The sequence below is a fragment of the Actinokineospora globicatena genome, assembly GCF_024171945.1.
In the GTDB taxonomy this organism is placed as follows: Bacteria; Actinomycetota; Actinomycetes; order Mycobacteriales; family Pseudonocardiaceae; genus Actinokineospora; species Actinokineospora globicatena.
The window spans coordinates 582,479-608,880 of sequence record NZ_JAMTCR010000004.1 but is presented as its reverse complement, the minus strand read 5'-3'; the positions used below and the strand labels follow the sequence as shown (position 1 = coordinate 608,880).

Sequence of the window (26,402 nt, the reverse complement as noted above, 5' to 3'; positions counted from 1 at the left end):
CCGCCCTTGTCCGGTTATTCTCCGCGTGGCAGGCGAGCGGAATGGACATCGAGCCTACCCGTCGGAATTCCGCTACCGGATCCCCCGATCGGGGTCACGCCGAAAGGGGCGGCACCGAACAATGTGGTGCAGGTGCCGTACCGGCTCATCCCGTAAACGGCGAGGCCGGGCAGCAGGCCGCTGAACTCGGCGGCGGGCGGCAGGTCCGACAGCTCCACCCGGAAGCCGGGGTCGACCGGCCACGCGAGGGTGACGTGCGGGTTGAACCGGTCGGTCGCGCCGCCGTCCCACACCTCGGTGACCTCGTCGAAGCCGAACCGGGTCAACTGCTCGCGGCGCACCGGGTCTTGGCCGGGATCGCCGATGATGCCCGCGACGCTGTCGCCCGCCGGGTCGGTGTCGCGCAACCGGCCGCGCCGCAACGGCTCCACGGCCTCGATCACGGCCCGCTGCAAGGCGATCCACTCCGCCGTCTTGCGGAAGTACAGCTCCGGCGCGCCGACCGGGTTGTGCCGGTAGTACTCGCCCTCGGCCACCAGCGCGGCCATCCCGGCGGCGAGGTCGCGGGTCGCCGAGACGACCCCGGGGACCTCGTCGGGCTCGACGGCGAGCATGAACAGGGACACGTGCGGCGCGGCGGGACCGGCCTCGAACCGGTCACCCAGGCGGAACCACGACGGGCTGCCACCCGCGCGCATCCGGGCGGTGAGGCGGTCGCTGAGGGCCAGGGCGGTGGTGTCGAGGTGCCGTGGCAGGACCGCCACGATGTCGACCGTCTCCATCGGCGGATCTCCTCCGAATGGGAATCGCGTGGGCGAGCACACAGTAGTGCGGTTGTCCGGCGCGGCGACAGCGGTTCCGGAAAAGTCTGGATCGCGGTTTTCCCGTTGTTGCGGCACCGGGGGGAATGGATAGCCCATTCCGGGGACGGCGGCGCCGGTGTGGCAGCATGTCGCGCATGCCAGACAAGCGGCTGGATGGCGCGACGCGCGGGCTGCCCAAGCTCCACGTGCTCGACTGGGTCGCCCTCGGACTGCTGCTGGCGGGCTGCCTCTGCGTGGCGTTCGGCGCGCTCCCGGCCGCGGACGCGCGGGCGACGGTGACCCGACTGGTGCCGCTGCTGCTGTTCCTCGGCTCGGTCATCATCCTGGCGGAACTGACGGCGGTCGCCGAGGTGTTCGACGTCGTCGCCACCCGCCTGTCGATCCTGGGACGCGGCCGCTACCCGCTGCTGTTCCTGCTGTGCGTCGCGCTGGCCGCCGTCACCACCATGGGCCTCAACCTGGACACCACGGCGGTGCTGCTGACCCCGGTCCTGCTGGCCCTGGCCGCGAAACTCGGCGTGGCCGCGCTCCCGCTCGCGATGACCACGGTGTGGCTGGCGAACACGGCGAGCCTGCTGCTACCGGTGTCGAACCTGACGAACCTGCTCGCCGCCGACCGGGTCGCCCTTGCCCCGGCGGAGTTCGCGGCGAAGATGTGGGCCCCGCAGCTGGCCGCGATCGTGGTGACGGCGGCGTTCTTGTGGGTTTTTTACTGGCGTGGCACGGAAAGCCGCCCGGGGTACGCGGTGCCGGAACGCCACCAGCCGACCGACGGGGTGCTGTTCCGGGTCGCGGCGGTGGCCTGCGCGCTGTTCGTGATCGGCATCCTGGTCGGGGTACCCATCGGCATCGCTTCCTCTGTGGCGGCCGGGATCCTGGTCATCACCTTCGTGCTCCGCCGCCGCTCCGCCCTGACCCCGGCCCTGCTCCCCTGGCGGCTGCTGGTGTTCGTGATCGGGCTGTTCCTGGTGGTGGAGACCATCAACCGCCACGGCCTCGCCGACCTCGTCCACGCCATGATGGGCGACTCCGACGACGCGGCAGGCGCGGCCCGAGCGGCGGGGACCGGGGCGCTGCTGTCGAACCTGGTGAACAACCTCCCCGCTTACGTCGCGGGCGAATCCGTTGTGCCGCTGGAAAACCACAACCAACTGCTGGCCCTGCTGGTCGGCACCAACGTCGGCCCCATCGTGACCCCGTGGGCCTCCCTGGCCACCCTCCTCTGGTACGAACGCTGCATCGCCAACGGAATCCGCGTCCCCATGACCCGCTTCCTGTGGACCAGCGCAGGCCTCGCCATCACCGCCCTGACGGCAACAGTGGCCACCCTCCTCCTCGTCGGCTGACCCCTGATCATCTCGCGTTGAGGCTCCGCGCTGCCGCCTCCCCCATTCGAACAAGCCGACCTGCGGATCCCCTGCCCCACCGACCCAAATATTCATGCCGCTGGGTGACAGAAGTTATCCACATGTCGATCTCTGCGAGGGTCGGTTCAAGATCGACTGTCGGTGGGGCCCGGTAGACTGGCCCAGGGACGCCCCCCGGAGAGGGTGGGGGCCGGGCACTCGCTTTTCGCGCGCGCGAGGCCATTCGGCGGGGGGCGGGGGGCGGGGAGCGCCAGCGGGAAGCGCGGCCGGGTAGCGAAGAACCGCGTGAGGCCATTCGGCGGCCGGGAGCGCCGTGGGATGACCGCCCGGTGGGTCAGGCGGCACCGCAGGCGAGGCTATTCCGCGGGGGCGGGGAGCGCCGCAGTGAGACCGCTCCGGAGGGTGGGAAGAGACGCGCTGGTCGCCGGACCCGGAACCGTTCGGCGGGGCCAGGCGGTGCGGTAGGCAAGGCTATTCGAGCGGGGCCGGAAGCGCCGCAGGCAAGAGCGTCCAGGGAGACTGGGAGCGCCACGCGAGGCCGAGCGGCCAGGCCGAACAGCGGAAGGCGAGGCAATCGGCCGGGGTCGGAAGCGCAATGGAAGGAGGCACTGTGGGTGAGGCGCCATGGGTGAGGTGGCGGAGTCTGCGCGCCTCAGCGGGCGGCCGGTGGCGGAGCTGCCGCAAGGCGCTTGGGGGCGCTGGGGTCCAGCAACGGCCGCGGAAGGGGACTGACGCGGGAGTCAAGGCTGGGTGGGTGGGCGGCGGGGTAGGACTATGCCGTTGGTGAGGTCCCAGGGGCGGGCGCCGGAGGAGTCTTCTTCGCGCATCATGGACATGGTGTCGCGGTGGTCCAGTTCCATGCGCTTGGAGGCGTAGAAGAGGGCGGTGAACTCGTTGACGTAGGTGGCCGTCAGCGGGGCGCCGTCGAGGCCTTTGTTCTTGCGGCGGCGGAGTTCGTGCACGCCGAAGGCGACCACGCCGAGGGACGAGGCCGGGATGCTCAGCGACAGGATCAGCTCGAGCGGGGTCACCCCGGGTCAACGGTCGGGTGGGCCGCCGAGTTCCGGACAGATCCGGGACAGCGGGCCGTTGTGACCTTCCGGGGCACGCGCGGGCGTTGCTAGGCTGGTCGGGCAGGGGAGCCTAACTTCCGGGGCGTTCACCATGTATTCCGAGCTGTTCGACGCGATCGGGCGGGGTGCGGGCGGGTGGTTGGTCGGCTGGGCGCGGGCGGCGTTGGCCGGGGTGGTCAGCGGCGACCGGGCGGTGGCGGCGGTGCGTCACCCGCTGGGGTTCGTGTGCGTGCCGGTGTACCGCGGCGGTGATGACGGTGTGTGCGTGCACCTGTGGGAACCCGCCCGCACCCTGGCGCCGCCGACGACCTCGCCCACGCACTGCCACAGCTGGGACCTGCTGAGCTGGGTCCTGGTCGGCGGCTTGCTCAACCAGGCGATCCGGGTCGAGGAGAGCGCCGCGCCGACGCACCGCGTGTTCCAGGTCCGCAGCGACGCTGAGGGCGACACCATCGAGGCGACCGACCGGCTGGTCCGCGCGCACGTCGCCGCCACAACTGAGCACCGCGCGGGTGAGAGCTACACGCTGACCGCCGGGATCTTCCACGAGACCGTCATCCCCGACTCCGAGCGCGTCGTCGCGACGGTGGCGCTGGGCAGCAGCCGCCCCGGTGCCGCCGACCTCTCCCTCGGCGGGCTGCACACCGCCGACCACCGGGTGGTCCGCCAGCAGTGCTCGCGCGCCGAGACGATCGCGGTGGCCACGACCGTCCTGGCCGCCATCGCCGACGACCGCGTCCCCGGCTGACCGGCTCGGCGGGGTGGGGCCGGACCCCCACCCCGCCGACCCGTCAGCGGAACGGCCCGATCACGTCGTCGACCGTCCTGGGCACGCCGTTCTTGACCACCCAGCGCACATCGGCGAGAGCGGCGATGTCCCGCGTGGGGTCACCGGAGACGATCACGAGGTCGGCGAGCTTGCCCGCCTCCACCGTGCCAAGGTCCTTGTCGACGCCCAATTGCCGCGCAGGCACCGAGGTCGCGCTGCGCAGGACCTGGAACGGTTCCACACCGTACTTCGCCATCGACCGCAGGTTGAGGTGCAGGCTGACGGCCGTGGTGTCCAGTGGCGCGTCGGTGCCCGCGACCACACCCGCCCCGGCGGCGAGCAACCGCTTGATCAGCTCGACGTCACGGCGGGCTTGGGCCGGTGTGCCGTCCAGGAAACCGCACGGGCCAAGTCCTTGGGCGCACAGGAGTTTGGCGTTCAACGCCTGCTTGTCCTGGGTCGTGAACAGGGCCTGCACACGCGGATCGGCGACGATGCCCGGATCGTCGGCCAGCAGCGTGCTGGCGCTGAACAACGTTGTGCTGAAGAGCATCCGTCCTCGCGCGGCGAGCTGCAGGACGTCCTCGTACGGTCCGCCGAAGGACGACTCGCGGGCGAACCCGAAGCCCCATTTGGACGGTCCGAAGAGGTGTTCCTTCGAGTCGACCCCGTTGGCGACGGCCGGGTACAGGTAGTGCGACGTCGTGCCGATGCCCTGCCGGTGCGCCTGGTCGGCGACCTTCGCCTGCCAGTCGACCCGGAACCGTTCGTAGGTCTTGACCAGGTCGTAGTCGAGTTCGCGCACCCGGCTCAGTTCCAGGGCCAGTTGCCGTTCGTCGCGGACCGGTCGGGAGAACTCCCAGAGGAGCCGCGTTCCCTCCAGCATCTCGCCGGTCATGAAGTAGCGCGGCCCGACCCGGGTCCCGGCCGCGAGCGACTCCCGGTCCTCCACCGCCCGGTACACGGCGTCACCGGTCGAGCGGGTCGAGGTGATGCCGTAGGACAGCAAGAGCCTGCCTTGGCGGTCGCCGAAGACCTTCGAGCGCATCTGCTGGTGGTTGTGCGCGTCCACCAGGCCTGGCGTGACCGTCAGGCCGCTGGCGTCGATGAAGGTCCACCCGCCTCGCGGTCGGTCCGGCTGGTGCGGCTCGATCCGCTGGATCCGGTTGCCGACCACCAGAATGTCCACATTGGTCCGTGGTTCGGGGTCGCGGCCGTCCCACAGCCGCCCTGCGTGGATGACAAGCCGACTTTCTGGCTTCTCTTGGCGATAGGAGAACCGCAGTGGGACTTCCTTGCTTCCACCGTCTACTGTGGTCAGCTTGAGGGTGCCGTTGTGCAGGTACAGCAGCGTTCGCGAGTCACCCGCCCAGCTCGGTGCGTCGCTGGCCTCGGTGGTGATCCGGCGGGCTCGTCCGGTCGGTGTGCCGTCGGGGGCAACCGGGAGTACCCACAGCACGCTGTCCATGGAGAAGGCGAGCCAGCGGCCGTCTGGCGAGAACACCGGGCCATCATCGCCGCGCGTAGACACCGAGCCGAACGGCACGGGCTCGACGACCTTGCTCGCCCCTGTCGCGAGTGTGACCAGCTGGATCTGGTTGCGATCGGCCGAGTTCACCGCCAGCGCAAGCGTTTTCCCGTCCGCCGACCAACTCGGTTTCCCCGGCACGCTGAACGATCCGGGCAGCACCGTGGTCACCGCGCCAGTGGCGATATCGACGGTGAGCGTCTGGTTGGCCTGGTCCTGGAACGCGAGTGTCTTGCCGTCCGGGGACCAGGCCGGGGCGTACTCCGCGCCGTCGATCGTGGTGATCCGTCGATGTTGGTTCGTGGCGAGGTCGAGTACGTAGAGGTCTTCGGTGCCTGCCTTGTCTGACGCATAAGCGATCTGCTTGCCGTCGCGCGACCACGCCGGGTCGACCTCGTAGGCCGAGTCCGAGGTGATCTGCTTGGGGACACCGCCGAGTGGCGCGACCCACAGGTCGTTGAGTGCCTTGAACACCACCGACCGGCCGTCCGGCGATAGTGCGGGGCCGACGATCCCCCGCACTGACTGCGGTCGTCTGGTGTCGAAGTCGCGCGCTTTCGGCTCGTAGTGGTCACGTTTCAGGGTGAACGTTGCGCGGAACGGCACGGTTTTGCTCGCGCCACTGCTTGCCTGCGTCACCACGATCGCGCCGTTCGCACCGTAGACAAGCTCGTCCGGCGACGACCACCGCGCGGGGAACGGGAACACATCGGTGTGCGCGCCGACCTGGCGGATCGCACCCGCCTGCCACACCTGCACCGTTCGCCCGCCCGGACCGGTGCGCAGGAACGACAGCGACTTGCCGTCCGGTGACCACGACGGCGCCGCAACGGTGCCCTGACCGGCGGGAACCAGGGTGGTCACGGCCCCGGTCGCCACATCGATGCTCTCGATGGTGTTGCCTTGCACGTAGGCGATGCCGCGCCCGTCCGGTGACCAGGTCGGCTGCGACTCGGCCGTGGCCGCCGTGGTGATCCGCCTGGGCTCGCCGCCCCGCGTGTCCACGGTCCAGATGTCCTCGCCACCGGCCCGGTCCGAGGTGAAGGCGATCCGGGTGCCGTCCGGCGACCAGGCGGGGTAGGTGTCGTCGTACTCGCCCCTGGTCAGCGGCCAGGACGACCGGCCGTCCGCGGTGAGGAGCCGGACGCGGAACATGCCGTCGGCGAGGGACTGGACGGCGATGAGCTTGCCGTCCGGGGAGAACGACGGCCAGTACGGGTCGAGGTTGATGTCCCCGATCGCGGTGGCAGAGCCACCGCCGCGAGGCAGGGTAAACAGTTGGCCTTGGAGGTCGAACAGGATCGTGCCGTCACGAGGTGACGTAGACACGGCCAGGTTGGTGCCCTCGCTGACGGTAACGACAACGGGGGCGGTTTTCAGTTCGGGTTGGCTCGCGCGGGCGGCGGACATCGGCAGGACGGCGAAGGTGAACGCCAGTGCCGCGCCCCCGACCCTGCGGAAGGTCGGTGAGGTCATGTCGCTCCCATGGCGTGCTCCGGCGCTAGGACTATCCCCAGCGCCGGAGCGACAGGGTTATAGGCCGAAGGCGAGCAGGACGTTGCCGTGGTCGGACGGGTAAGCGGGCCAGTAGCCGGATTGGATATAGAGCATCCCGTTGGCCACGACAGCGCCGCCGTTGCCGGAGATAGCGCTACCGCTGCCGGTTAGCCCGTTCACGCCCTGGAAGTCGCGGATCGTGTCGAACGTCCAGAGGACCTTGCCGTCCTTGGCGTCGTAGACCCGCATCTTGCCGTCGACGCTACCTTCGTAGACAAGGCCGGGGCTGGAGGTCACCGCTGGCGTGTGGGCGCGCTTGCAGACCGTGGGGTGCTGGGCGGCGCCACCGGTCGTGCAACCGTCGGCAGGGCTCTCGGTCTGCCACACGACGTCACCGTTCGCCGGGTTAAGAGCGAAGAGAGTGCCCGGGTTGCCCCAGTTGGTCGCGACATAGATGTTGCGCCCGTCGAAGCTGGTCCCCCACTGCACGCCGGAGAGGCCGCCGCCGGGCATAGGGACGGAGAGTTGACGACGCCAAGTGGGCTGACCGGAGCGAGCGTCAAACGCGTGGAAGACGCCGCTCTTCTGGCCGATGCCGACATAGGTGCGGCCGCGGACCTGGAACAGCGTGGGCGTGGCACCGAGGTCGTAGTCCAGCGCGGTGCCGTCCTTCTGCCCGGGGCAGTAGCCCTCGGCGTCGGGGAACCCGCACAGCAGCCGCCAGGTGTCGGCCTTGGTGACCTGCTGCTTCCACTTGACCGCGCCGGAGCGGGCGTTGAGCGCGAGCAGGGTGTCGAAGTCGCCGGTCGTGCCGGAGTAGAGGTTGCCGGTGCCGACGTAGAGGGTGCCGGTGCGCTCGTCGACGATCGGGCTGCTCCACACACCCGCGCCGGAGGGCTCGTAGCGGGTCGCGCCGCTGGGCCAGGTGCCGACCGCTTTCGGCTCGGGGACGGTGAAGTAGCGCCAGGCCAGCTCACCGGTCTCCGCGTCGAGCGAGTCGATGTGGCCGCGGAAGGTGCAGCACGGGTAGTTGCGGTCCGGGGTGACGTTCTCGCCGCTCGACGCGCCCACGTAGATCCGACCGTCATGGTAGAGCGGGGAACTGGTGTGCTGCCCCGCCGCGTGTGGCTCGGTGTCCTTGGCCCACACCAGTTTCCCGGTGCGCTGTTCGAGGGCGTAGATGTACCCGTTGGTGTCGCCGAAGTACACCTTGCCCTTGGCCACGGTCGGACCGTCGATGACGACCGCGCGCGGGGCGACGGTGCCGAGGTCGAAACTCCACCGCGCGGCACCGGATCGGGCGTCGAGGGCGTGGAACTTGCCGTCAGGGCTACCGAAGTAGATGGTGTCACCGACGACAGCGGGCTGGCTCTTGGCCGGGAACCCGTTCTTGGGGTAGGCGAAGGCCCATTTCAGGGTCAGCTTGCCTGCGGTGCGCGGGTTGATCCGGTGTTCCGCCGAGGCGAAACGGGATCCACCTTTGTCCCCCGTCCACGTTGGCCAGTCGCCGGGGCGGTGACCACCGCCCACCGGGGCACCTGCGGCGGCGCTCTGGCCGCCGACCAGCAGCACCGCGAGGGCGGTCACCGCAAGCACACGGCGTTTTCGGTGCGACACGGGCACTCCTCTGGGTCGTGAGCCGCCGGTGGGCGCGCTCAGCCCGGGGAGGCTCGGCTGTCGTGGCCGCGCTTTGGTCTCCAGGCGTAGCCATCAGTCGGTCCAGTCTCGAACCAGGTCCGGTCGCGGGACCAATCACGCGGCGGGGATGGCCGGGTGCTATCGACTGGCCGGGTGACCGCCATCCCGGTGACCAACTGGCGAACCCGGTCCGGGCGCCAAGGCCAGCGGTCCACCCAGCGGGCGGCGGCCACCACCAACTGGGAAGAACAAGCTCCGGCACCGGTTTCCCACCGTGTCGGGTTTCGTTGCCGGAACGCGGTTTTGGGTCAACACCTGGAGCCTAAAGACTCACTTCGCGGAGAACCCGCCGTCCACGAAGACCATCTGGCCGGTGACGTAGGCCGCGGCGGGTGAGGCGAGGAAGACAGCGACGCCGGGGAAGTCGGCCAGTTCGCCGTTGCGGCCGATCATGGTGCGCGCGGCGAGCGCCTCGATCTGGGCGGGGTTGGAGTACACCGGCGCGGTGAGCGGGGTGCGCACGAAGCCGGGCGCGACGGCGTTGACGCAGACACCGCGCGACGACCACGCCTCGGCCTGCGACCGGGTCAGCCCCGCGAGGCCCGCCTTGGCCGCACCGTAGGCGCCGCTGTTGCCGAACGCGCGGACCGCCTGCTGGGAGGTGACGTTGATGATCCGCCCCCAGCCCGCGTCGGCCATCAGCGGGCCGAAGCGCTGGCCGAGGACGAACGGGGCCTCCAGGTTGGCGCGCAGGGTCAGGTCCCAGTCGGCCTCGGTCAGCTCGTCCATCGGCGGCCGCAGGTTGACCGCGGCGGCGTTGACCAGGATGTCCGGCGCACCGTGGCGGCCGATGACCTCGTCGGCGACCCGGTGGACCTGGGCGCGCTCGGACAGGTCGGCGCTGACCCAGTCGGCCTTGCCGGTGACCCGCAGCTCCTCGACCGTCTCGCGCAGCGCGTCCTCACGGCGGGCCACCACGATGACCTCGGCACCGGCCCGCCCCAGCGCCACGGCCATCGCCCGCCCGATGCCGGAGTTGCCGCCGGTGACGACGGCCCGCCGTCCGGCGAGGCTGAACAGCTGGTCGAGATAGGCGGACATCAACGGCTCCCGTGGTCGAGCTGGCGCGGTCATACTGGCTGGTAGTAGCGAGCCAGTATCGCACCGGGGAGGCCCCTCTTGTCCGATCCGCTGGTCATCAGCAACGGCGTCTTGGTCACCATGAACGATGCAGGCGACGTGCTGCACGGCGGCACCGTTGTCATCGAGGGCGATCGGATCACCCAGGTGCTGCCCGCGGGCGCCGCTGTTCCCGCAGGTCGGGTCCTGGACGCCGAGGGCAAGGCGGTGCTGCCCGGTCTGGTCGACCTGCACTACCACACGGCGCTGGGCAAGGGGTACAGCGATCACCTGCCGTTGCTGGAGTACCTGGAGACGTGCTGGTACCCGCTGATCCGCGCGCTGGACCCGGAGGCCGCGTACTGGGCGGCGCTGGCCAGCTACAGCGAGTCGCTGCGCTGCGGGGTGACCACGGTCAACGACATGTACCGCGAGCTGGACTCGTTGGGCAGGGCGGCGCGGGAGATCGGGATCCGGGCGGTGCTGTCCAACGACGTGGCCATCGCCGAGCACCGGCTGGACACGTTGGCGGACAACGAGAGCGCGTTCCGGCGGTGGCACGGCGAGGCAGGTGGGCGGATCGAGGTGCGGGTCGGGATCGAGTGGCTGCCACTGGCCTCACCGGAGCTGCTGCGCGACGCGCGCGGGCTCGCCGACGACCTGGGGACCGGCATCCACATCCACCTCAACGAGTCGTTGGGCGAGGTGGAGACGGTGCTGGCGCGCCACGGCAGGCGGCCGACCGAGCTGGCGGCGGACACCGGGATCCTGGGCCCGGACTGCGTCGCGGCGCATTGCGTGTGGTTGTCGGACGCCGAGATCGCCATGATGCGCGAGACGGGTACCCAGATCGCGCACAACCCGACGTCGAACGCCAAGTTGGGCAACGGGATCGCCCGGGTGCCCGAGATGCTGGCCGCCGGGCTGAACGTGGGCTTGGGCCACGACGCGGCGGAGTGCAACAACAGTCGGGACCTGTTCGAGGTGATGAAGTTCGGGTCGTTGGTGCACCGGGCGAATCGCACCGATGCCGGGCTGTTCCAGGCCCCGGACATGCTCGGCATGGCGACTCGCAACGGTGCGCGGGCACTGGGCCACGAGACCGGGGAGCTGACGCCCGGTCGCAAAGCGGACGTGATCCTGCTCGACTTGCACCACCAGGCGTTCACCCCGCTGGAGCCGGGCAACGCCGACCACCTGTACTCGCACCTCGTCTTCGCGGCCTCCGGCGCCAACGTCACCCACACGATCGTCGACGGTGTGGTGCTCCTGGCCGACCGCGTGTTCACGACCATCGACGAGGCGGAGGTGCTGGCGAAGGCGAACGAGTCGTTCCTGCGGGTCCTGGAGCGGGTCCGGCGCTAGCCTTGGCGGCATGACTGACGGGGACCGTTTCGTGGCCGCACTCTGGTCCGACATCGAAGACATCTACGCCGCCATCCTGGCCCACCCCTTCATCACCGGCCTCGGCGACGGCACCCTCCCCCGCCCGGCGTTCCGCCACTTCATCACCCAGGACGCCCACTACCTGCGCGAATACGCCCGCGTCCTCACCCTCTGCGCCACCAAGGCGACCCACGACGACGACGTCACGATGTTCGCCTCCCACAGCGCCAACGCCGTCACCGCCGAACAAACCCTCCACACCTGGCTCCTCACCGAACTCGGCACAACGGCGGAAGAGGCTTTGGCCGAACCCGTGATGCCGACCACTCTTGCGTACACGAACTACCTGCTCGCATCGGCCTACCGAGGCTCTTACGCCGAAGCCGTCGGTGCCGTACTCCCCTGCTACTGGCTCTATGCCCGCGTAGGCACCCACCTCCGCGCCGTCGGCTCCCCCGACCCCCTGTACGCCCGCTGGATCGAGGCCTACGCCGACCCCGACTTCCAAGAAGCCACCAACCACATCCTCACCACAACCACCCGCATAGCCTGGGAATCCACCCCCGGCACCCAACTCCTCATCCGCAACCGCGCCCACACCGCCGCCCGCTACGAATACCTCTTCTGGAACGCCGCCTGGCACCAAGAACAGTGGCCGATCTAACCCACCATCCCACGCCCCACTCAGCCCACCCGCCTTGCCACCCCACGCTCCACAAAGTCCCCACGCCCAGTCCAGCCCACCACCTACGACTGGCTAGGACCCCGAGCGCATTACCCCAAGGCTCCCGCCGACAACGTTGGCCGCCCGCCGCTCCACGAAGGCGCTGGTGCCAGGCCGTCTCGATGGGGCGAACGTGTTTTGTGTGGGGAGACGGTACCCGTAGCGTCGGTAGCGGACAGGGCCATGCTTTTCGGCCCCTGCTTTGCGGTCCTGCCACGGGTGTCGTAGGGGCCCCACGCAAAACACGTTCGCCCCATCGAGCTTCGCTCGAAAATCGCGCCTGTTCGATGGCGCAGCCGAGGCGTCTACTGCAGCGCAGCGGAGGCCGCGAAAGCCGGACTTCCCCAGCTCAACGCCTTGCCGCCCACGGCCAGCAAGATCAACCCGCCCCAAAGTCCCCTGAATACACAGCCTACCGAGGGGGCGCGCCGAGCAGAGAGGCTGAAAGTCGAGCCTGTGGACAGCTAGGACCCATGTGGACAACTCCCCGCAAGTCGACCCTTCACACACAGCCAGCCCATCAGACCGCCAGCGCACGCACCGCAGGCCCCCTACCTCAACAACCCCGCAAGATCAGCAACAGCGTGATCCGGCCGAGTCTCAGCAGTGGTCAACGCCGCCCCAACAAGAACGGTAGCGAGGCCCGCGCGCCGTCCTCCGAGAATGTCAACGCCCGGCGTATCCCCCACAACCGCCGTGCGACCCGACCCCAGCCGCGACTGGGCCAGGCGGAAGATCGGAGGCTCAGGCTTGCCCAGCACCGTCGCCGTGCGTCCGAGAGCCGTCTCCACTGCGGCGAGAATCGCGCCTGTGGCAGGCCAAGGGCCGTCAGGCATCGGAAAAGTCGGGTCCCGGTTCGTGGCGAACAGTTCAGCAGCAGTAGCACGGCAAGCAGCGCGAAGCTCGGCATAGCTGAAGTCGCTATGGCCTGCCACAAGGATGCGGTCGGCAGAGGAAGCGTCGGCAGCAGACAGCACAGTGCCGCCCGCGCGAGTCACTTCGGCCCGAAGTTCAGCCGACCCGATGACATACACAGCAGCCCCGCCCTCAGCGACCGCCAGCGCCCCCGCCCAGCCGGCGGTGATCACCGAGTCGACGGACACCGACAACCCGAAACCCCGCAGTCGGGCTGTGATCGACGCGCGGGCGTACCGGGGTTCGTTGGTCAGGTACACCACACCTTTGCCGCGGCGGGTCAGTTCTTGCAGGGTTTCGACGGCGCCGGGTAAGGGGGACCAGCCGACGTGGACTACGCCGTCCAGGTCGATGATGTAGTTGTCGTAGAGGTCGGTGAGGGGCATCAGGTGTCGATGGCGGCAACGATGCGATCGGTGGGGTCCTCGCCGGGGGTCAGGGTCAGGTAGGTGACCGGTGCGACGGTGTGCAGGCCGCGTACCAGGAACGCGTACTCCGCGCCCTCCTCCAGCAGCAGGACGATGGGTTTCCCGAGCGCGGACGCCCAGCCGATCTCGATGTGCGTGCCCGGTGAGGCGGGTGAACCGGGGAAGGCCACGAACACGTCGCTGGCGGTGATCTCGTCAAGGTCGAGCCGGGTGCACTCCTGCGGCGTCAGGAACTCCGCGCCCCACTTCTCGCGGCGGTGGGCGTTGTACACCTTGTGCCCCGCCGCCTCCAGGCCCGCGATGATGGCCTCCAGCCGCGCGCGTTCGGCGGGCCGCATGACCCCGTCCACGTCGACCAGTGCCTTGAACGGTCCGCCGAGGAACACGCTGCCCATCACTTCACCCCTGTCACGACGAGGAACGGTGCGTTGTCGGCCTCCGCGGGCCGCTCGGTGTCGAGCAACGTCCCCGCGATGCCGCTACCCGGGACGTCGCCGAGCAACGGTGCGATGAACTCCACCGACGTGAACCCGGCCGCGGTCAGGACATCCGCGTAGGTCGAGCGCGGCCAGTGGTAGTCCGACAGTTCGAGCACGCCGCCACTGGGCTGGTTCAGCAGCACCTGACGCCGCTGGCCCGCGACATAGGCGACGCCGGGCTCTCCGCTGCGGAACGTTGAGAAGTCGATGCCAGTGGTGTCGGGGTTCGTGTCGAGCACCGCGTAGCGGCCGCCGGGTCGCAATACCCGGTACACCTCCGCAACGATGCCGCTGATCACGTCCGGGTCGCCGATGTTGATGAACACGTAGCAGGTCAGCGCCGCGTCGACCGCGCCGTCGGGCAGGAACGCCAGCTTGCCCGACTCGACCAGGTGGTGGTCGACCCGCGGGTGCGGCCTGCTCCGGCGCGCGATCTGCAGCATCCGCTCGGCGATGTCGACCGCGACCACGTCCACGTCGTGTCCACTCGCGACGCGGAGCGCGACCTTCCCCGGCCCGCACCCGTAGTCGAGCACGGTGCGCACGTCCGGGTCGTCGAGCCGCAACTGGGCCAGGGCGGTGGGGTATCCCAGCACCCGTTCGGGCAGGTCGTCGTAGGCGTCGAAGCCCTCGGCGACCGTGGTGCTGTGCTTCCAGTCGGTGCCCAACCCGTCTCCTTCAGCTCGTCGGCGCCGCGACCAGGCGCGGCTGCCAGTGCGTGATCAGGTTTCGGTACAACGGTGGCAGCGGGTGCAGCAGCTCCTCGTCCACTACCTCACCTGCCCGGACCCTGCGGTGCAGTTCGAACAACCGCACCACGTCGGCCCAATACTCCGGCAAGTCCACAGTGGAGCCAAGGCGGTTGCCTGCCCGCAGCGATTCCTCCAGCAGCAGCACTTCCCGGATGGCGGGCCAGTTGTCCCCCTCGGGCATGCCGGGGAACCGGAACTCGGGGTCGACCCGCGTGGCCGGGTCCGCGAGGACGGCGTCCACCCGGCGCGAATCGGGGTCGTAGACGTGCAGCGACCCCACCGAGTGCACGTACTCCCCCACCGGCAGGCCGAGTTCCCGCGCCATCACCTCCTGCAGGAAGGTGAACGAGAAGACGTCGCTGCTCATCCCCCGGTACGCGTCGTTGGCGCGCATGAACCCGATGGCGTGCAACGCGCCGTCGCGGATGAGCAGTTGCAGTCCGAGCGTGCAGGACACGTCCGGGTTCGCGGGGACCCGCAGCTCCTCGCCGCGGAAGATCTGGAGCACCGCGCGCTTGCTGTCCGGGTCGGCACGCAGTTGGTCGACCACGGTGCGCCACTGGTCCCGACCGAAGATGGCGTTGCCGTAAGCGGTCCCGGTCAACCGCACGCCATCGGCGGAGTACTTGCGGATGCTGGGCGCGTAGGTGGCAATGAACGCCAAGTCGTCGCGACCGGACAGGTACCACAGTGCCTCGGCGAAGTTGAACACAATGTTGAGCCGCCTGGCCGGGATCACCGGAACCCGTTGCGCCGCCTCGCGAACGCGGTACTGCACCCCGATGCGTTCCCGGCTCGCGTTGCCGCGCGGTGCGTTGCGGTAGGTCGGTTCCTCGGCCACCGACCGCAACACCGCCGCGTAGGCGTGGTGAAAGGTGTCGAACTCCATCCCGCTCCTCCCTCTCACCCGCCCGCCCGTCCTCCGACCGTCGAGCACTACCCGGCTGGTACGTGGTCGTTCGTCATGAGCGATGCCGCGTCGATGTGCCGCTTGACCATGCCCTCGGCGTAGAGCCAGTAGGCGAAGGCCTGCCACTTGGCCGGGTCCATCCGGCCGAAGCCCCTGGGGTTGGTCAGCAGCGGCAACGTTGCGGCCACCATCTTCTCCAGCGCCTCGCCGTCGTACCCGGTGGCAACCTTGCGGATCGACGCGGTGGCGAAGCTCGGCTCACCCTGGGCGGCGGCAACCCCCTTGCCCAGCGCGGCGACGAACCGGGTCACCGCGTCGCGGTAGCCTGCGTCGTCGCGCAGCCGGTCGCGGTTTGCGACGAGCACCAGTTCGTCGTACTCGGGCACGCCCGCGTCAGTCACCGGCACGATGTAGGGCGCCTTGCCGTCCTGCGCCAACTGCACGCCCTCGATGTTGCGGTACGCGCCGATGGTGGCGTCGACCTGCCCGGAGAGCATCGCGGCCACCAGGTTCGAGCTGACGTTGACCTTCTTGACGGTGTTGAGGTCCACCCCGTGCTTGGCGGTGATCTGCTTGAGGTAGACGTCGTCCGACGGCAGCCCGGCGGTGCCGACCGTCTTGCCAGCCAGGTCCTCCGGGGACTTGACCGGCGACGACCCGACCGCCATCAGCGAGTTCAGCGCCACCGGCACCAGCGCCGCGACGGCCACCACCGGCAGGTCCTGCTCGGCGGCCATCAGCACGTCCGGCTCGTAGGAGATGCCGAGTTCGACCTGCCTGGCGGCGACGAGCTTGAGCGGGTCGGCCGGGTTGGACGGCGGGGTCAGCGTCACCTCCAGGTTGGCGGCGGTGAACAGGCCCTTGTCCTGCGCGGTGTAGAGGCCGACGTGGTCGGGGTTGGGGAACCAGTCCATCAGCACCCTGACCTGCGCCTTGCCGCCGGGTTCGACGCTCTCGCCCGCCCCGCACCCGGCGGCGAGCAAGCCGACCGCCAGCACCGCGGCGAGGACCCGCCGTGTCGCACCCATGCTCATCTCCGGTTTCCTCGGCGGGTGGTGGTCTCCAGCACCCGCACGATCAAGAACAACGCGACCGATTGCACTGTCAGCACCACGATCGCGGCGAACACCAACGCGGTGCGCAACTGCGGGGTGGCTTGCAGCATCACGAAGCCGAGCCCGTCGGTGGAGCCGGACCACTCGCCGAACACCGCACCGATCGGCGCGTACGTCGCGGCGACGCGGACACCGGAGAACAGCCTCGGCAGCGCCCACGGGAACTCGACCCTGGTGAAGATCGCCCAGCGGGACGCGTCCAGGGTGCGCATCAGCCGGGGCAGGTCGGGGTCGACCGAGCGCAGCCCGTCGAGCGCGTTGACCACCACCGGGAAGAAGCAGATCAGCGCGACGATGACCAGTTTGGGCACGATTCCGTAGCCGAACGCGATCGCCAGGATCGGCGCCAGCACCACCACCGGCACGGTCTGCGAGGCGATGAGCAGCGGGAACACGGTCTTGCTCAGCAACGGCGAGAAGTGCAGCGCGACCGCGATCACCAGGGCGACGGCGACCGCGATGAGCAGTCCCAGCACGACCTCGGTGGCGGTGACCAGCGAGGCGTCGGCGAGCAGTGCGCGGTCGTCGACCGCGGCGCGCACGATCGCGCTCGGCGCGGGGAACAGGTACGCCGGGATGTCCGCGAGAGCCACCACGAGCTCCCACAACGCGACCAACGCGATGGCCAGCCCGATAGCCGGTCCCCACCTCGCGAACGCTGATGGCCTCTTATCCCGAGCACGCACTACGGGACGCGCGGTGACCGCCGACCGTGTCACCTCACGCCCTCCGACAGCAGGGATAGGACCCGCGCGCGCATGGCGGTGAACTCAGGATCGGCGACTGTCTCCGCACGCGATCCGCGCACAGGTAGGTCTACCGAGATGGTGGCGACAACGGTCGCGGGTCGTGGGGACAGCACTACGACCTCGTGGCACAGCAGCAACGCCTCTTCGACGTCATGGGTGACCATGACCGTGGTACGCGGTTCGACAGTGAGCACTCCGCGCAACCAGTCCTGCATGTCAGCGCGGGTGATGGAGTCGAGACCGCCGAAAGGCTCGTCGAGCAAGAGCACGTCCTTGTCCGCGACCAGGGTTCTTAAGAACGCGACGCGTTGACGCATACCGCCGGAGAGTTCATGAGGCCAATGGCGCTCGAACCCAGCCAGGTGGAACCGTTCGAACAGCGGCGCGACCCTGGCCCGGGCCTCCTTGCGCGGCACGCCTCGGTTCTCCAGTGCCAACGTTGCGTTGTCGATCGCACGGCGCCACGGCAGCAGTAAGTCCTTCTGCGGCATGAGGGCGCACGCGGCCAATCGCGCGGCAGGGTCTAGAGCCTCGCCGACACGGACCGTACCTTCAGCGGGGTCGGCGAGACCGGCGATGAACGACAGCAAGGTGGACTTACCGCAGCCGCTTGGCCCTACCACGCCGAGACTGCGCTGAGGCGCGACAGTGAAAGCTATGTCCCGTAAGACATCCACGTCGCCGTAGTGGTGTCCGACACCGTCAAGGCTAACTCCCGCGCCCCTCGGCGTCACCAACCGCGCCCCCTCCGTCGAGCACCAGTCTCAAGAGTCACCGTACGCGGTGTCCGGTCGCGCCACCAGCGTCCGCGGTAGGTGATCGTCCTTACGTCCAACCACGGGTGAACCAGTTGTGGAACAAGGGTTCCGTTGGGGCTTATGGTTCGGTGGTCCCGTCGCGAGGAAGGCGCCGCCATGAGCAGGTTCGTCGAGCTGGACGGCTGTTTCAACTTCCGGGACCTGGGCGGCCACCGCACGGTCGACGGGCGGGAGGTCGCCTGGCGCAGGCTGTTCCGCGCCGACGGGCTGCACCGGCTCACCGAGACCGGTCGGGAGGCGTTCGACGAGCTGGGCGTGGTGACCGTGCTGGACCTGCGCACCCAGCGCGAGGTCGACCAGAAGGCGTGGCGGCCCTCGCCGGGGTGGGCCGGCCAGTGGCGGCACGTGCCGTTGGTCCGCCAGACACCGGACTGGTCGAACCAAGACAGGGCTACCTTGGACGATCCCGGGTTCGCTGCGGCGCACTACGCCGAGATCGTCATCGAGGGTGCGTCAGGTCTAAGGGAAGCGGTGGAGGCCTTGGCCGAGCCGGGAGGTCTTCCCGCTGTGTTCCACTGCGCGGCCGGTAAGGACCGCACGGGCATCCTCGCCGCCTTGGTCTTGCGCCTGCTCGGTGTCCCAGCCGAGGACGTCGCCGACGACTACGCGGTGAGCGAGCAGGCCACGGCGCGGTGGGTCGCCTCGGTCGCCGCGACCGGCACCGATGACACAGCCGCGACCTGGCCGTACATCCCGCCGTCGATGCTGCGGTCCGACCGCGCCACGATGCTCGCGTTCCTCACCGAACGCGGCGACATCACCGACTTCGCCCACTCGCTCGGCATCACCGACGACACCATCGCGAAGCTGCGCACCGCCTTGCTCGCTCCCTGATCCTCTTACCCGATACCAGACCTGGGTCATTCGGGCGAGGATCGGCAGGTTTCCCCGACGGCCCAACCCCGCTGGGGCGCGACGGCGTTTGATGGTTGACAAGTCGTCGTGAGGAGAGGGTGCATGCGAGGACACAAGCGAGGATTCCTCGCCGGGGTGGCCGTTCTGGTGGCCTCGGTGGGAGTGGCGGTCCCGGCCTCGGCCGCGCCGCAGGCGCCGCGGTCGGACGGCGCGGCGAGCCGGTTCCAGGTCACGTTGGTGACCGGGCACCAGGTCGAGGCCGTGCGGGACGCGGGCGGGCGGTGGCGCGTCGGGTTGGCCCCGTCCGGGCCGATCACCCGGTACAGCACCTTCGGCAAGCAGCGGGGGAACACGACCGACGTCTACCTGGTGCCCCAGGGCGCGGCGGCGCTGGTGCAGGCCGGGGTGGTGGACCGGGAGCTGTTCAACGTGACCGGCCTGATCCGCCAGGGCTTCGACGACAAGCGCAGCAAGACGGTGCCGCTGCTGGTGGAGTACGGGCAGGGCGTCGCGGCCGCCGCGCCGCGGGGTGCGGCGGTGGAGCGCGCGCTGCCCGGGCTCGGGTTCGCCGCGGTGGCCGAGGACAAGGCGAACGCGAACCAGTTCTGGTCGTCGGTCGCGGGCAGCACCACGGCGTTGTCCGGTGGTCCCCGCAAGATCTGGCTGAACGCCCGGTTCACCGCCAACCTGGACCAGAGCGTGCCGCAGATCGGGGCGCCGACCGCGTGGCAGGCCGGGCACACCGGCAAGGGCGTGACGGTCGCGGTGCTCGACACCGGCTACGACACCGGTCACCCCGACCTCGCCGGGAAGGTGACCAAGAGCAAGGACTTCTCCGGCAAGGGCACCGTCCAGGACGGCCACGGGCACGGCACGCACGTGGCGTCGACGGTCGCGGGCTCCGGCGCGGCCTCGGGCGGCAAGTTCAAGGGCGTCGCGCCGGACGCGTCGCTCGCGGTCGGCAAGGTGCTCGACGACGGCGGTTCCGGGTCGCTCGACGACATCCTCGCCGGGATGGAGTGGGCATCCGGGGAGGCCGGGGCGAAGGTTGTGAACCTGAGCCTGGGCAGCTACCCGACCGACGGGACCGACCCGGCCTCGCAGGTGGTCAACACCCTCACCGCGCGCAACGGCACGCTCTTCGTGATCGCGGCGGGCAACTTCGGGTCCGACGAGGCGGTGAGCAGCCCTGCCTCGGCTGACGCGGCGTTGGCGGTCGGCAGCATCACCAAGGGCAACGAGCTGTCTGACTTCTCCAGCCGTGGACCCCGGGTCGGCGACGGCGCGGTAAAGCCAGAGATCGCCGCGCCCGGTAGTGACATCGTCGCCGCTAGGGCTAAGGACACCGACCTCGGCGACAACGTTGACGCCAACTACGCGCGCTTGTCCGGTACATCTATGGCGACCCCGCACACCGCGGGTGCCGCAGCGTTGCTGGCCCAGCAGCACCCGGACTGGCAGGCGCCCGCGTTGAAGGCGGCGCTGGTCGGTACCGCGGCGGCGGTGGGCGACAACGGGGTGAACGCCGTGGGTGGCGGTCGGGTCGACCTGGCCCGCGCCACCAGCCAGGCCGTGCGGGCCGACCAGGCGACGGTCAACGGGTACCTGAGGTGGCCGTCGACGACCGTTGAGCAGCGGAAGGTGACCTACACCAACGACTCCGCGGCACCGGTGACGCTCAAGCTCGACGTCACGCTGCGGGACAAGGCGGGCGCGGCGGCACCGGCGAAGTTGGCCAAGCTGTCGGCCACCACGGTAACCGTGCCCGCGAAGGGTAAGGCTGACGTCACGCTGGCGTTGACTCCGCGGTCGGGCACGCCTGGCCTCTATAGCGGAGTGTTGTCGGCGACCACGGCGGACAACGCAGTGAAGGTCCGCACACCGGTAGCGGTGCACGACGAGGCCGAGCACTACGACCTGACCGTCAACGCCAAGGACCGCACCGGTGCCGCGACCACGACGGGGATCGTCAACGCCGTCAATCTCGACACGGGCGCCTGGGCGTACGGCGCTCCCGGCGAGAAGCTGCGACTGCCTCCGGGCAACTACGCCCTCGGTGGCGCTATCGAGACTCCTAGGCCCGGTCAGCTCCCCTCGTCCACGCTGTTCACGAACCCGGCGTTCAAGCTGGGCAAGGCGAACAAGACAGTCACCTTCGACGCTAGGGACGGCAAGCGGGTCGCGATCAGCACCGACCAGCCCGATGCGCGCGGCGGTGTGTGGACGACCCGGTTGCAGTACAAGGTGAAGTCGGTCCCTTACCCGTACGGGCAGATGTGGGGCTTCGACCCGCGCTTCAACGAGGTGTACGCGTTCTCTACGCGCGGGGTGACCTCCCCCGGGTTCGGCTACGCGGACAACGTGCACTTGGCGCAGCCGGACCTGGAGCTGTTCGGCGAGGGCAGCCAGTCGTTCGAGACGGCCGCCGGTTGGCTGCGCGGCTCGGCGACGCCGGTGCTCGACGACCGGGTTCCGACCGCGCACGGTGGCGCGGGTACCCCGGAAGACCTGGCGAAGATCGACGCTAGGGGCAAGTTCGTGGTGCTAGAGCTGTCGGGTGACCTGACGTACGAAGAGGTGTACGCGCGGATCGCGGCGGTCAAGCAGGCAGGCGGCAAGTACGTCGGCGTGCTGCCGGTGGAGTCCTCCGCGCTGATGGCGCTGGCCGACGACGAGGAGCCTCTCGCCGCGCTGCCGACCGTACGGCTCTATGAGGAGCCGGGTAAGAGGTTCGCCAGCGCCGTGAAGGCCGGTGGGCTCAACGCTCGGTTCGTCACCCGCGCGTTCAGCAAGCACCGGTACGAGCTGTCGTACCCATCAGCGGGCAAGATCCCCACGAACCTGACCCACCACGAGAAGACCGCAAACCTCGCGGCCGTGCGGATGGCGTACTACGAGGGCACCGAGGCCGAGCCGCCGATCAGCTCCGCGTGGGTCGAGGCGCTCGACGACGAGATCGGCACCCAGTGGGGCCTGCCGACCGTCCCCAAGGCCGAGCGCGTCGAGTACTACACGCCGGGCAAGTGGCGGCTGACCGTCGGCTCTTGGTGGGCCATCGGCGGTGACGGCGAACAACGCCTGACCCTGGAGCGCGGTAAGACCTACAGCGCCGAGTGGGGTGCGTCGGTGCTCGCACCGGCGTTCCCGGGTAAGACCACCAACGACCTCGGCGCCGACCACCCGTGGGTGTGGCGCAAGTCCGGGCTGCTCGACGTGACGGTGCCGTTCTTCACCGACCCCGCCGGGCACACCAGGGGCGCGGACTACTGGATGAACACCGACAGCGGGTCCACCGCCCTCTACGCCGACGGTAGGCCTATCGGCACCCAGAACAGCCCTGGGCGCGGGGTGTTCGTCCTGCCCGACAACGCCAACAAGTACCGGTTGACCACGGACATCACCCGCGACCAGCCGTGGTGGCCCAACTCCACCAAGATCACCGCCGACTGGACCTTCCAGCTCCCGCGGGCCGCGGACGCCCCAGCGCCGTTGCTGTCCGTCGGCTACCGCCCCAAGGTGTCCCTGGCCAACACCACCCCCGGCGGCGGCGAGTTCACCTTCCCCGTCACCGTGGCCCGCCAGGACGCCACCCCCACCATCACCACCCTCACCGTCGACATCTCCTACGACGACGGCGCCACCTGGACCCCGACCCGCCTCACCCGTGACGGCGCGTCGTGGCAGGCGACAGTGACCCATCCGCCCACCGGCTTCGCGTCCCTCCGGGCCAAGGCCACCGACACCGCGGGCAACACGGTCGACCAGACCGTCACCCGCGCCTACCGCATCGGCTGACCCATCAAGACCGCAGGCCCCGACGTCCCCCACGGGCGCCGGGGCCTGCCCTTGTGGTGAGGTGGTCGGGTGTTGGACCGCTTCGCTGGCCCGGTCACCAGTTCACCGCTGGTGGACGACGACGGGTTCCTCGTGCCGCCTTCCGACGGGGACCGGGCCGTGCCGGTGTCGGCGCTGCTGACCGACAGCTTCGTGCTGCTGGCGGCGGGTGGTGCCGGGAAGTCGGCCACGTTCGCGGCGCTGGCCGGGGTCGAGGCCGGACGCGGTCCAGATCAACGCCGCCCCGCTGACCAGGGATCGGCTGGAGCAGCGGATCGCCGGGGCATGCGTGCCGGGGGCGGCGGTGTACCTCGACGGGCTCGACCAGGCGGCGTCCGTGGACCCCATGCTGTTCCAGTGGCTGGAAGACGCGCTGACCACACCCTCGGCCCGTCAGGTGCGGTGGCGGTTGGCCTGCCGTTCGGCGGCCTGGGACGCGCCGCTCGCGGAGGCTCTGCGGCGGACCTTCCCGGGGTTCGCCGAGTGGTCGCTGCTCCCGTTGGACCGCGAGGCGGCGCGGGCGGCGGTCGAGCGGGCCATCGCGTCGCCCGGCTTCGACGGGACCGAGTTCCTCCGGGCACTGACGTCGGCCAGGTTGGGGCGGCTGTCGGCCTGCGTCGGCCAGCTGATCGACGTGGCAGGCTACTGGCACAACCAGGGCGAGCTGCCTCGGAACGCGGTCGCCGCCACCGAGTACGAGATCATCCGGCTGCTCAAGGAACGAGACCGGCGGCGCCGACGCCCACTGCCCGCCGACCGGGCGATGCGGCTGGCGAAACGCCTCGGCGCGTACACGATGTTCGGCGGCACCCAGGCGCTGACCGTGGCACCGGTCGGGGACAACGCCACCATTGCCGTTGACGACCTGCCCTCGGAGCCCGATCCCGCCGAGCCGAACCGCCCGGTCGATCCCGGCGACTACCGCGAGGTGCTCGACAGCGTCTTGTTCACCGCAGGCCCGTCGGGATCCGTCGTCTTCCAGCACCAACGGTATGTGGAGTACGAGGTCCTGGCCGCGATCATCGACGCGGTCTACCCAGACCTGCTCGGCACCCAAGACCTCGTGCGCATCCTGCGACCACACAAAACGACGCCCATCGGCGGTTACCACAAGACACTGCGGAACCTGGCCGGGCATATCCCCGAGGCAGATCTCGTGCTATTCGCCCGGTGGCTCGCCGACCGCACCACCAGGGAGAACGTCGACGAAGATCGGTTCGGCGAACTCCACACCAGCGTGGTGCAGCGGCTGTTCGAGCACGCTGACGACGATGTCGTTCGAGACGCACTCGCGCGACTCGCGGCCGCAGGCGTCAAAGCAGGCAGACGGCACCACAACGCCTTTCCCTGGGCCGGCGGACCGGTAGATCGCCGCCGGGCACTCGCCATCGCGGTGGCAAGTTCCGGCACAGACCCCTGGTACACCATCTTCGCGCTTGCACTGCTGACGGTGGACGACATCGATTGGCTTCTAGACGTCTTGCCCTCACTTCCACCCGAAGCGACCGGCGCACTGAGCACGTGCATCGCGCAACTCGTGCGCGAGCCCTCCACACGGATCGCCGACCGCATCCTCACGCTTCCCCCAAGCCACCCCGCGTACACGGCGACCAACTACCTCCGAGGTCAAGTAGCGGTCGATTCAGAAGCAATGGCGCCTTGATCTGGTGATCCCGGACTGGTCTGGAGCGCACCTGCTGACCACCCTGCTCCAGCACGCCCATCGACAGCGAACTCAAACGTGATTTGCTCACCCTGTTGGTCCGACACGCACCGGGTCCGATCGCCCTCAGTACGTGTCGGAACCTCATCGACAGGCAGACCCGCTTGCCCCTCAAGCCCTACGCCACACGGCAACGCTGGATCCGAACTCGATCGCCGACTCCGCTGTCCAGACACCGCACACGCCTCAGGAGCTGGCGGAAGCGCTTCGCGGCGTTCAAGCCGACAACCTGGACCACGACCGTCTCGTCGCACTCTCAAGCCTGCTGATCGACGCGTTCCCGATTGCCGAGGACCCACCGGTGAACACGAAATCGCTTTACACCGATGATCGCAGCGCCCACGACCTCCGGAAATCTGGGACGGGGACCGGCCCCAGGTCGAGGACAACGTCTCCGACTGGCTGCAGCGGCGCCTTGAAGAACGGCTGGCCAGCGGGGTGGTCGTCGACCGGGAAGTGCAGGTCACCCGGCACAAGAGCGGCGGTATCGGGACGCGCATCGACCTCACCGCGACCACGACGACGCCGACCAGGGACACGGCCCGCGTCGTCGTCGAAGCCAAGCACCTGAACAACGCCGGGCTGCTGACGGCGTTGCGCGAGCAGCTGATCGACCGGTACCTCGTCCCGCTGGACCGGCGGCACGGCATCTACCTGGTGTTCTGGATCAAGCCCGAGCAGCGGCCAGCCGACTGGTCACGCACCCTCGCCGCTGATCTCGATGCCTTCAGGCTGCGACTCCAAGCTCAAGCAGACGAGGCGCGCGCGGACGGGTTCCGGGTGACGCCGTTCGTGTTGGACGTCAGCCGACCTGGGTGACGTCGGACCACCAGCGGCGGGCTACCTCGGGGTGGGAGCGGAGCCAGCCGAGGAGGGCGTTGGCGCCGTAGGCGGAGAGGAGCGGGTTGTCGGCGTCCTGGCTGATGCCTCGCGCGGCGGCTGCGAGGTCCGCCGGGAGCTCGATGGGCTCGACGAAGGCGTCCAGGCGGGGGCCGAGGAAGAACGGGACGGAGTAGCGGTCGACGCCTTCGGGTGGGGAGATGACGCGGTGCTTGGTGGCGATGAGGTAGCCCTGAGTGGCGATCTCGAGCATCTCGCCGATGTTGAGGATGAAGCTACCGGGCACCGGCGTGGCATCGACCCAACCGCCGTCAGGTAGCTCTACCTGGAGGCCACCGATCTCGTCCTGTTGGAGCAGGGCGAGGAAGCCGTAGTCCTTGTGCGCGCCGACGCCCTGGTCGGTGCCGTCGTCGGGGCGACCGGGGTAGCGGACGATCTTGGCGTGGGTCGCGGCCTCCTCGTCGAACCAGGCGTCGAAGTAGTCCTCGGGCTGGCCCAAGGCCGCGGACAGGGCACGCAGCACCTCTTGGCAGACCCGCTGCGCCTCCGACTGCCAGGCCAGCGCCACCTCGCGCAGTTCGGGCAACGCGGCGGGCCACTGGTTCGGGCCAATCAGCCGCAGCCACACCGGGTCGTCCGGGCCCAGCTCCAGCGCCTCCCGCTCGGGTCCGACGTCGATCTGCTCGCGCCAGTCGCGCCTGCCGCCGGTGTACTCGTGCCCGGTGCGCGTGTACCCGCGGAAGTGCGGCGTGTTCACGTTCTCGATGGCCAGCCGCTCCGCCTCGGGCAGCGCGAAGAACCGGCGCGCCACCTCGAAGATCCCGCTGGTCAGCTCCTCGGGGACGCCATGGCCGACGACGTAGAAGAACCCGGCCTCGTGCGCGGCCCGCCGGATGTCCGCCAGGAACGCGTCCCGGTCCGCGGCGGGGTCGCGGAACCGGGAGATGTCGATCAACGGCAGGGCGGTCTCAGCAGCACTCACCAGCCGAGCGTAGGCCGATCCACCGCCGAGCGGCCGGTGTCCCACATCCCGGACGCGACCGTCCACAGAGGAGCTCA

Annotated in this window: 21 protein-coding genes; 8 read left to right on the top strand and 13 right to left on the bottom strand. The window is 69.6% G+C overall.

The annotated features are described in order from the left end of the window. Nucleotides 1-14 precede the first annotated feature (14 nt). Entirely contained in the window at nt 15-782 is a 768-nt protein-coding gene (locus LV79_RS21645) for a hypothetical protein (RefSeq protein ID WP_253839965.1), read from the bottom strand. A gap of 176 nt (nt 783-958) precedes the next feature. Here LV79_RS21645 and LV79_RS21640 point away from each other — a divergent pair, with 176 nt between their 5' ends. Continuing rightward, nucleotides 959-2,170, top strand: a complete 1,212-nt coding sequence (locus LV79_RS21640; RefSeq protein ID WP_253839963.1) for an ArsB/NhaD family transporter — start codon at nt 959-961, stop codon at nt 2,168-2,170. A 761-nt stretch (nt 2,171-2,931) separates the two neighbouring features. Here LV79_RS21640 and LV79_RS21635 read toward each other — a convergent pair. Further along, nucleotides 2,932-3,222 carry a DUF6191 domain-containing protein gene (locus tag LV79_RS21635; protein ID WP_253839961.1) on the bottom strand — a complete coding sequence of 97 codons (291 nt, stop codon included), beginning with the start codon at nt 3,220-3,222 and terminating at the stop codon, nt 2,932-2,934. A gap of 133 nt (nt 3,223-3,355) precedes the next feature. Here LV79_RS21635 and LV79_RS21630 point away from each other — a divergent pair, with 133 nt between their 5' ends. Further along, nucleotides 3,356-4,012, top strand: a complete 657-nt coding sequence (locus LV79_RS21630) for a hypothetical protein (RefSeq protein WP_253839959.1) — start codon at nt 3,356-3,358, stop codon at nt 4,010-4,012. 43 nt (nt 4,013-4,055) lie between these two features. Here the strand turns inward: LV79_RS21630 and LV79_RS21625 are convergent, their stop codons facing one another. The 3 genes from LV79_RS21625 to LV79_RS21615 form a co-directional block, all read right to left on the bottom strand. Continuing rightward, a complete protein-coding gene (locus LV79_RS21625) occupies nt 4,056-7,037 on the bottom strand; it encodes an amidohydrolase family protein (RefSeq protein ID WP_253839957.1) in 2,982 nt (993 codons plus the stop codon). 57 nt (nt 7,038-7,094) lie between these two features. Next, nucleotides 7,095-8,675, bottom strand: coding sequence for an outer membrane protein assembly factor BamB family protein (locus LV79_RS21620; RefSeq protein ID WP_253839956.1), 1,581 nt, complete (start codon nt 8,673-8,675; stop codon nt 7,095-7,097). Nucleotides 8,676-9,026: 351 nt separating this feature from the next. Further along, nucleotides 9,027-9,797: an SDR family NAD(P)-dependent oxidoreductase gene (locus tag LV79_RS21615; RefSeq protein WP_253839954.1), complete on the bottom strand. Its 771-nt coding sequence runs from the start codon at nt 9,795-9,797 to the stop codon at nt 9,027-9,029. Nucleotides 9,798-9,875: 78 nt separating this feature from the next. Here LV79_RS21615 and LV79_RS21610 point away from each other — a divergent pair, with 78 nt between their 5' ends. Next, nucleotides 9,876-11,180, top strand: coding sequence for an amidohydrolase family protein (locus LV79_RS21610; protein WP_253839953.1), 1,305 nt, complete (start codon nt 9,876-9,878; stop codon nt 11,178-11,180). 10 nt (nt 11,181-11,190) lie between these two features. Continuing rightward, nucleotides 11,191-11,865 (top strand): thiaminase II, encoded by a 675-nt coding sequence (tenA, locus tag LV79_RS21605; RefSeq protein ID WP_253839951.1) that lies wholly within the window; start codon nt 11,191-11,193, stop codon nt 11,863-11,865. A 611-nt stretch (nt 11,866-12,476) separates the two neighbouring features. Here the strand turns inward: tenA and LV79_RS21600 are convergent. The 7 genes from LV79_RS21600 to LV79_RS21570 all read right to left on the bottom strand — a co-directional run bounded on the left by LV79_RS21600 (nt 12,477) and on the right by LV79_RS21570 (nt 17,950). Beyond that, complete coding sequence (locus LV79_RS21600) at nt 12,477-13,226, bottom strand: HAD-IIA family hydrolase (protein ID WP_253839949.1); 750 nt, start codon at nt 13,224-13,226, stop codon at nt 12,477-12,479. Beyond that, the gene (locus LV79_RS21595; protein ID WP_253839947.1) at nt 13,226-13,663 is read right to left on the bottom strand and encodes a nucleoside 2-deoxyribosyltransferase; all 438 of its coding nucleotides are present in this window, start codon (nt 13,661-13,663) and stop codon (nt 13,226-13,228) included. Before LV79_RS21595 ends, LV79_RS21600 begins: the two co-directional genes overlap by 1 nt. Then, a complete protein-coding gene (locus tag LV79_RS21590) occupies nt 13,663-14,415 on the bottom strand; it encodes a class I SAM-dependent methyltransferase (RefSeq protein ID WP_253839945.1) in 753 nt (250 codons plus the stop codon). The genes LV79_RS21595 and LV79_RS21590 overlap by 1 nt, the downstream gene beginning before the upstream one ends. Before the next feature lie 10 nt (nt 14,416-14,425). Next, a complete protein-coding gene (locus LV79_RS21585; RefSeq protein WP_253839943.1) occupies nt 14,426-15,388 on the bottom strand; it encodes a thymidylate synthase in 963 nt (320 codons plus the stop codon). 47 nt (nt 15,389-15,435) lie between these two features. Further along, complete coding sequence (locus LV79_RS21580; RefSeq protein WP_253839941.1) at nt 15,436-16,443, bottom strand: ABC transporter substrate-binding protein; 1,008 nt, start codon at nt 16,441-16,443, stop codon at nt 15,436-15,438. After that, on the bottom strand, nt 16,440-17,117 hold the full coding sequence (locus tag LV79_RS21575; protein WP_253839932.1) for an ABC transporter permease: 678 nt from the start codon (nt 17,115-17,117) through the stop codon (nt 16,440-16,442). Before LV79_RS21575 ends, LV79_RS21580 begins: the two co-directional genes overlap by 4 nt. A 122-nt stretch (nt 17,118-17,239) precedes the next feature. Continuing rightward, nucleotides 17,240-17,950 carry an ABC transporter ATP-binding protein gene (locus tag LV79_RS21570; protein ID WP_285469918.1) on the bottom strand — a complete coding sequence of 237 codons (711 nt, stop codon included), beginning with the start codon at nt 17,948-17,950 and terminating at the stop codon, nt 17,240-17,242. A gap of 237 nt (nt 17,951-18,187) precedes the next feature. Here LV79_RS21570 and LV79_RS21565 point away from each other — a divergent pair, with 237 nt between their 5' ends. From LV79_RS21565 to LV79_RS21550, 4 genes are all read left to right on the top strand, one after another. After that, nucleotides 18,188-18,925, top strand: coding sequence for a tyrosine-protein phosphatase (locus LV79_RS21565; RefSeq protein WP_253839928.1), 738 nt, complete (start codon nt 18,188-18,190; stop codon nt 18,923-18,925). Nucleotides 18,926-19,048: 123 nt separating this feature from the next. Beyond that, nucleotides 19,049-22,741 (top strand): S8 family serine peptidase, encoded by a 3,693-nt coding sequence (locus tag LV79_RS34065; RefSeq protein ID WP_285469919.1) that lies wholly within the window; start codon nt 19,049-19,051, stop codon nt 22,739-22,741. Nucleotides 22,742-22,952: 211 nt separating this feature from the next. Next, nucleotides 22,953-24,443 carry a hypothetical protein gene (locus tag LV79_RS21555; protein ID WP_253839926.1) on the top strand — a complete coding sequence of 497 codons (1,491 nt, stop codon included), beginning with the start codon at nt 22,953-22,955 and terminating at the stop codon, nt 24,441-24,443. Nucleotides 24,444-24,941: 498 nt separating this feature from the next. Continuing rightward, nucleotides 24,942-25,322 (top strand): hypothetical protein, encoded by a 381-nt coding sequence (locus LV79_RS21550; protein ID WP_253839907.1) that lies wholly within the window; start codon nt 24,942-24,944, stop codon nt 25,320-25,322. Here the strand turns inward: LV79_RS21550 and LV79_RS21545 are convergent. Next, a complete protein-coding gene (locus tag LV79_RS21545) occupies nt 25,306-26,325 on the bottom strand; it encodes an isopenicillin N synthase family dioxygenase (protein ID WP_253839905.1) in 1,020 nt (339 codons plus the stop codon). The two genes, LV79_RS21550 and LV79_RS21545, sit on opposite strands and share 17 nt — an antisense overlap. Nucleotides 26,326-26,402 lie beyond the last annotated feature (77 nt).

Excerpts from the sequence above, each read along its gene's own strand:
- LV79_RS21640 (WP_253839963.1), top strand. The coding sequence starts at position 959 with ATGCCAGACAAGCGGCTGGATGGCGCGACGCGCGGGCTGCCCAAGCTC.
- LV79_RS21625 (WP_253839957.1), bottom strand. The coding sequence starts at position 7,037 with ATGACCTCACCGACCTTCCGCAGGGTCGGGGGCGCGGCACTGGCGTTC.
- LV79_RS34065 (WP_285469919.1), top strand. The coding sequence starts at position 19,049 with ATGCGAGGACACAAGCGAGGATTCCTCGCCGGGGTGGCCGTTCTGGTG.
- tenA (WP_253839951.1), top strand. The coding sequence starts at position 11,191 with ATGACTGACGGGGACCGTTTCGTGGCCGCACTCTGGTCCGACATCGAA.
- LV79_RS21615 (WP_253839954.1), bottom strand. The coding sequence starts at position 9,797 with ATGTCCGCCTATCTCGACCAGCTGTTCAGCCTCGCCGGACGGCGGGCC.
- LV79_RS21630 (WP_253839959.1), top strand. The coding sequence starts at position 3,356 with ATGTATTCCGAGCTGTTCGACGCGATCGGGCGGGGTGCGGGCGGGTGG.
- LV79_RS21585 (WP_253839943.1), bottom strand. The coding sequence starts at position 15,388 with ATGGAGTTCGACACCTTTCACCACGCCTACGCGGCGGTGTTGCGGTCG.
- LV79_RS21580 (WP_253839941.1), bottom strand. The coding sequence starts at position 16,443 with ATGAGCATGGGTGCGACACGGCGGGTCCTCGCCGCGGTGCTGGCGGTC.
- LV79_RS21600 (WP_253839949.1), bottom strand. The coding sequence starts at position 13,226 with ATGCCCCTCACCGACCTCTACGACAACTACATCATCGACCTGGACGGC.
- LV79_RS21595 (WP_253839947.1), bottom strand. The coding sequence starts at position 13,663 with ATGGGCAGCGTGTTCCTCGGCGGACCGTTCAAGGCACTGGTCGACGTG.
- LV79_RS21645 (WP_253839965.1), bottom strand. The coding sequence starts at position 782 with ATGGAGACGGTCGACATCGTGGCGGTCCTGCCACGGCACCTCGACACC.
- LV79_RS21565 (WP_253839928.1), top strand. The coding sequence starts at position 18,188 with ATGAGCAGGTTCGTCGAGCTGGACGGCTGTTTCAACTTCCGGGACCTG.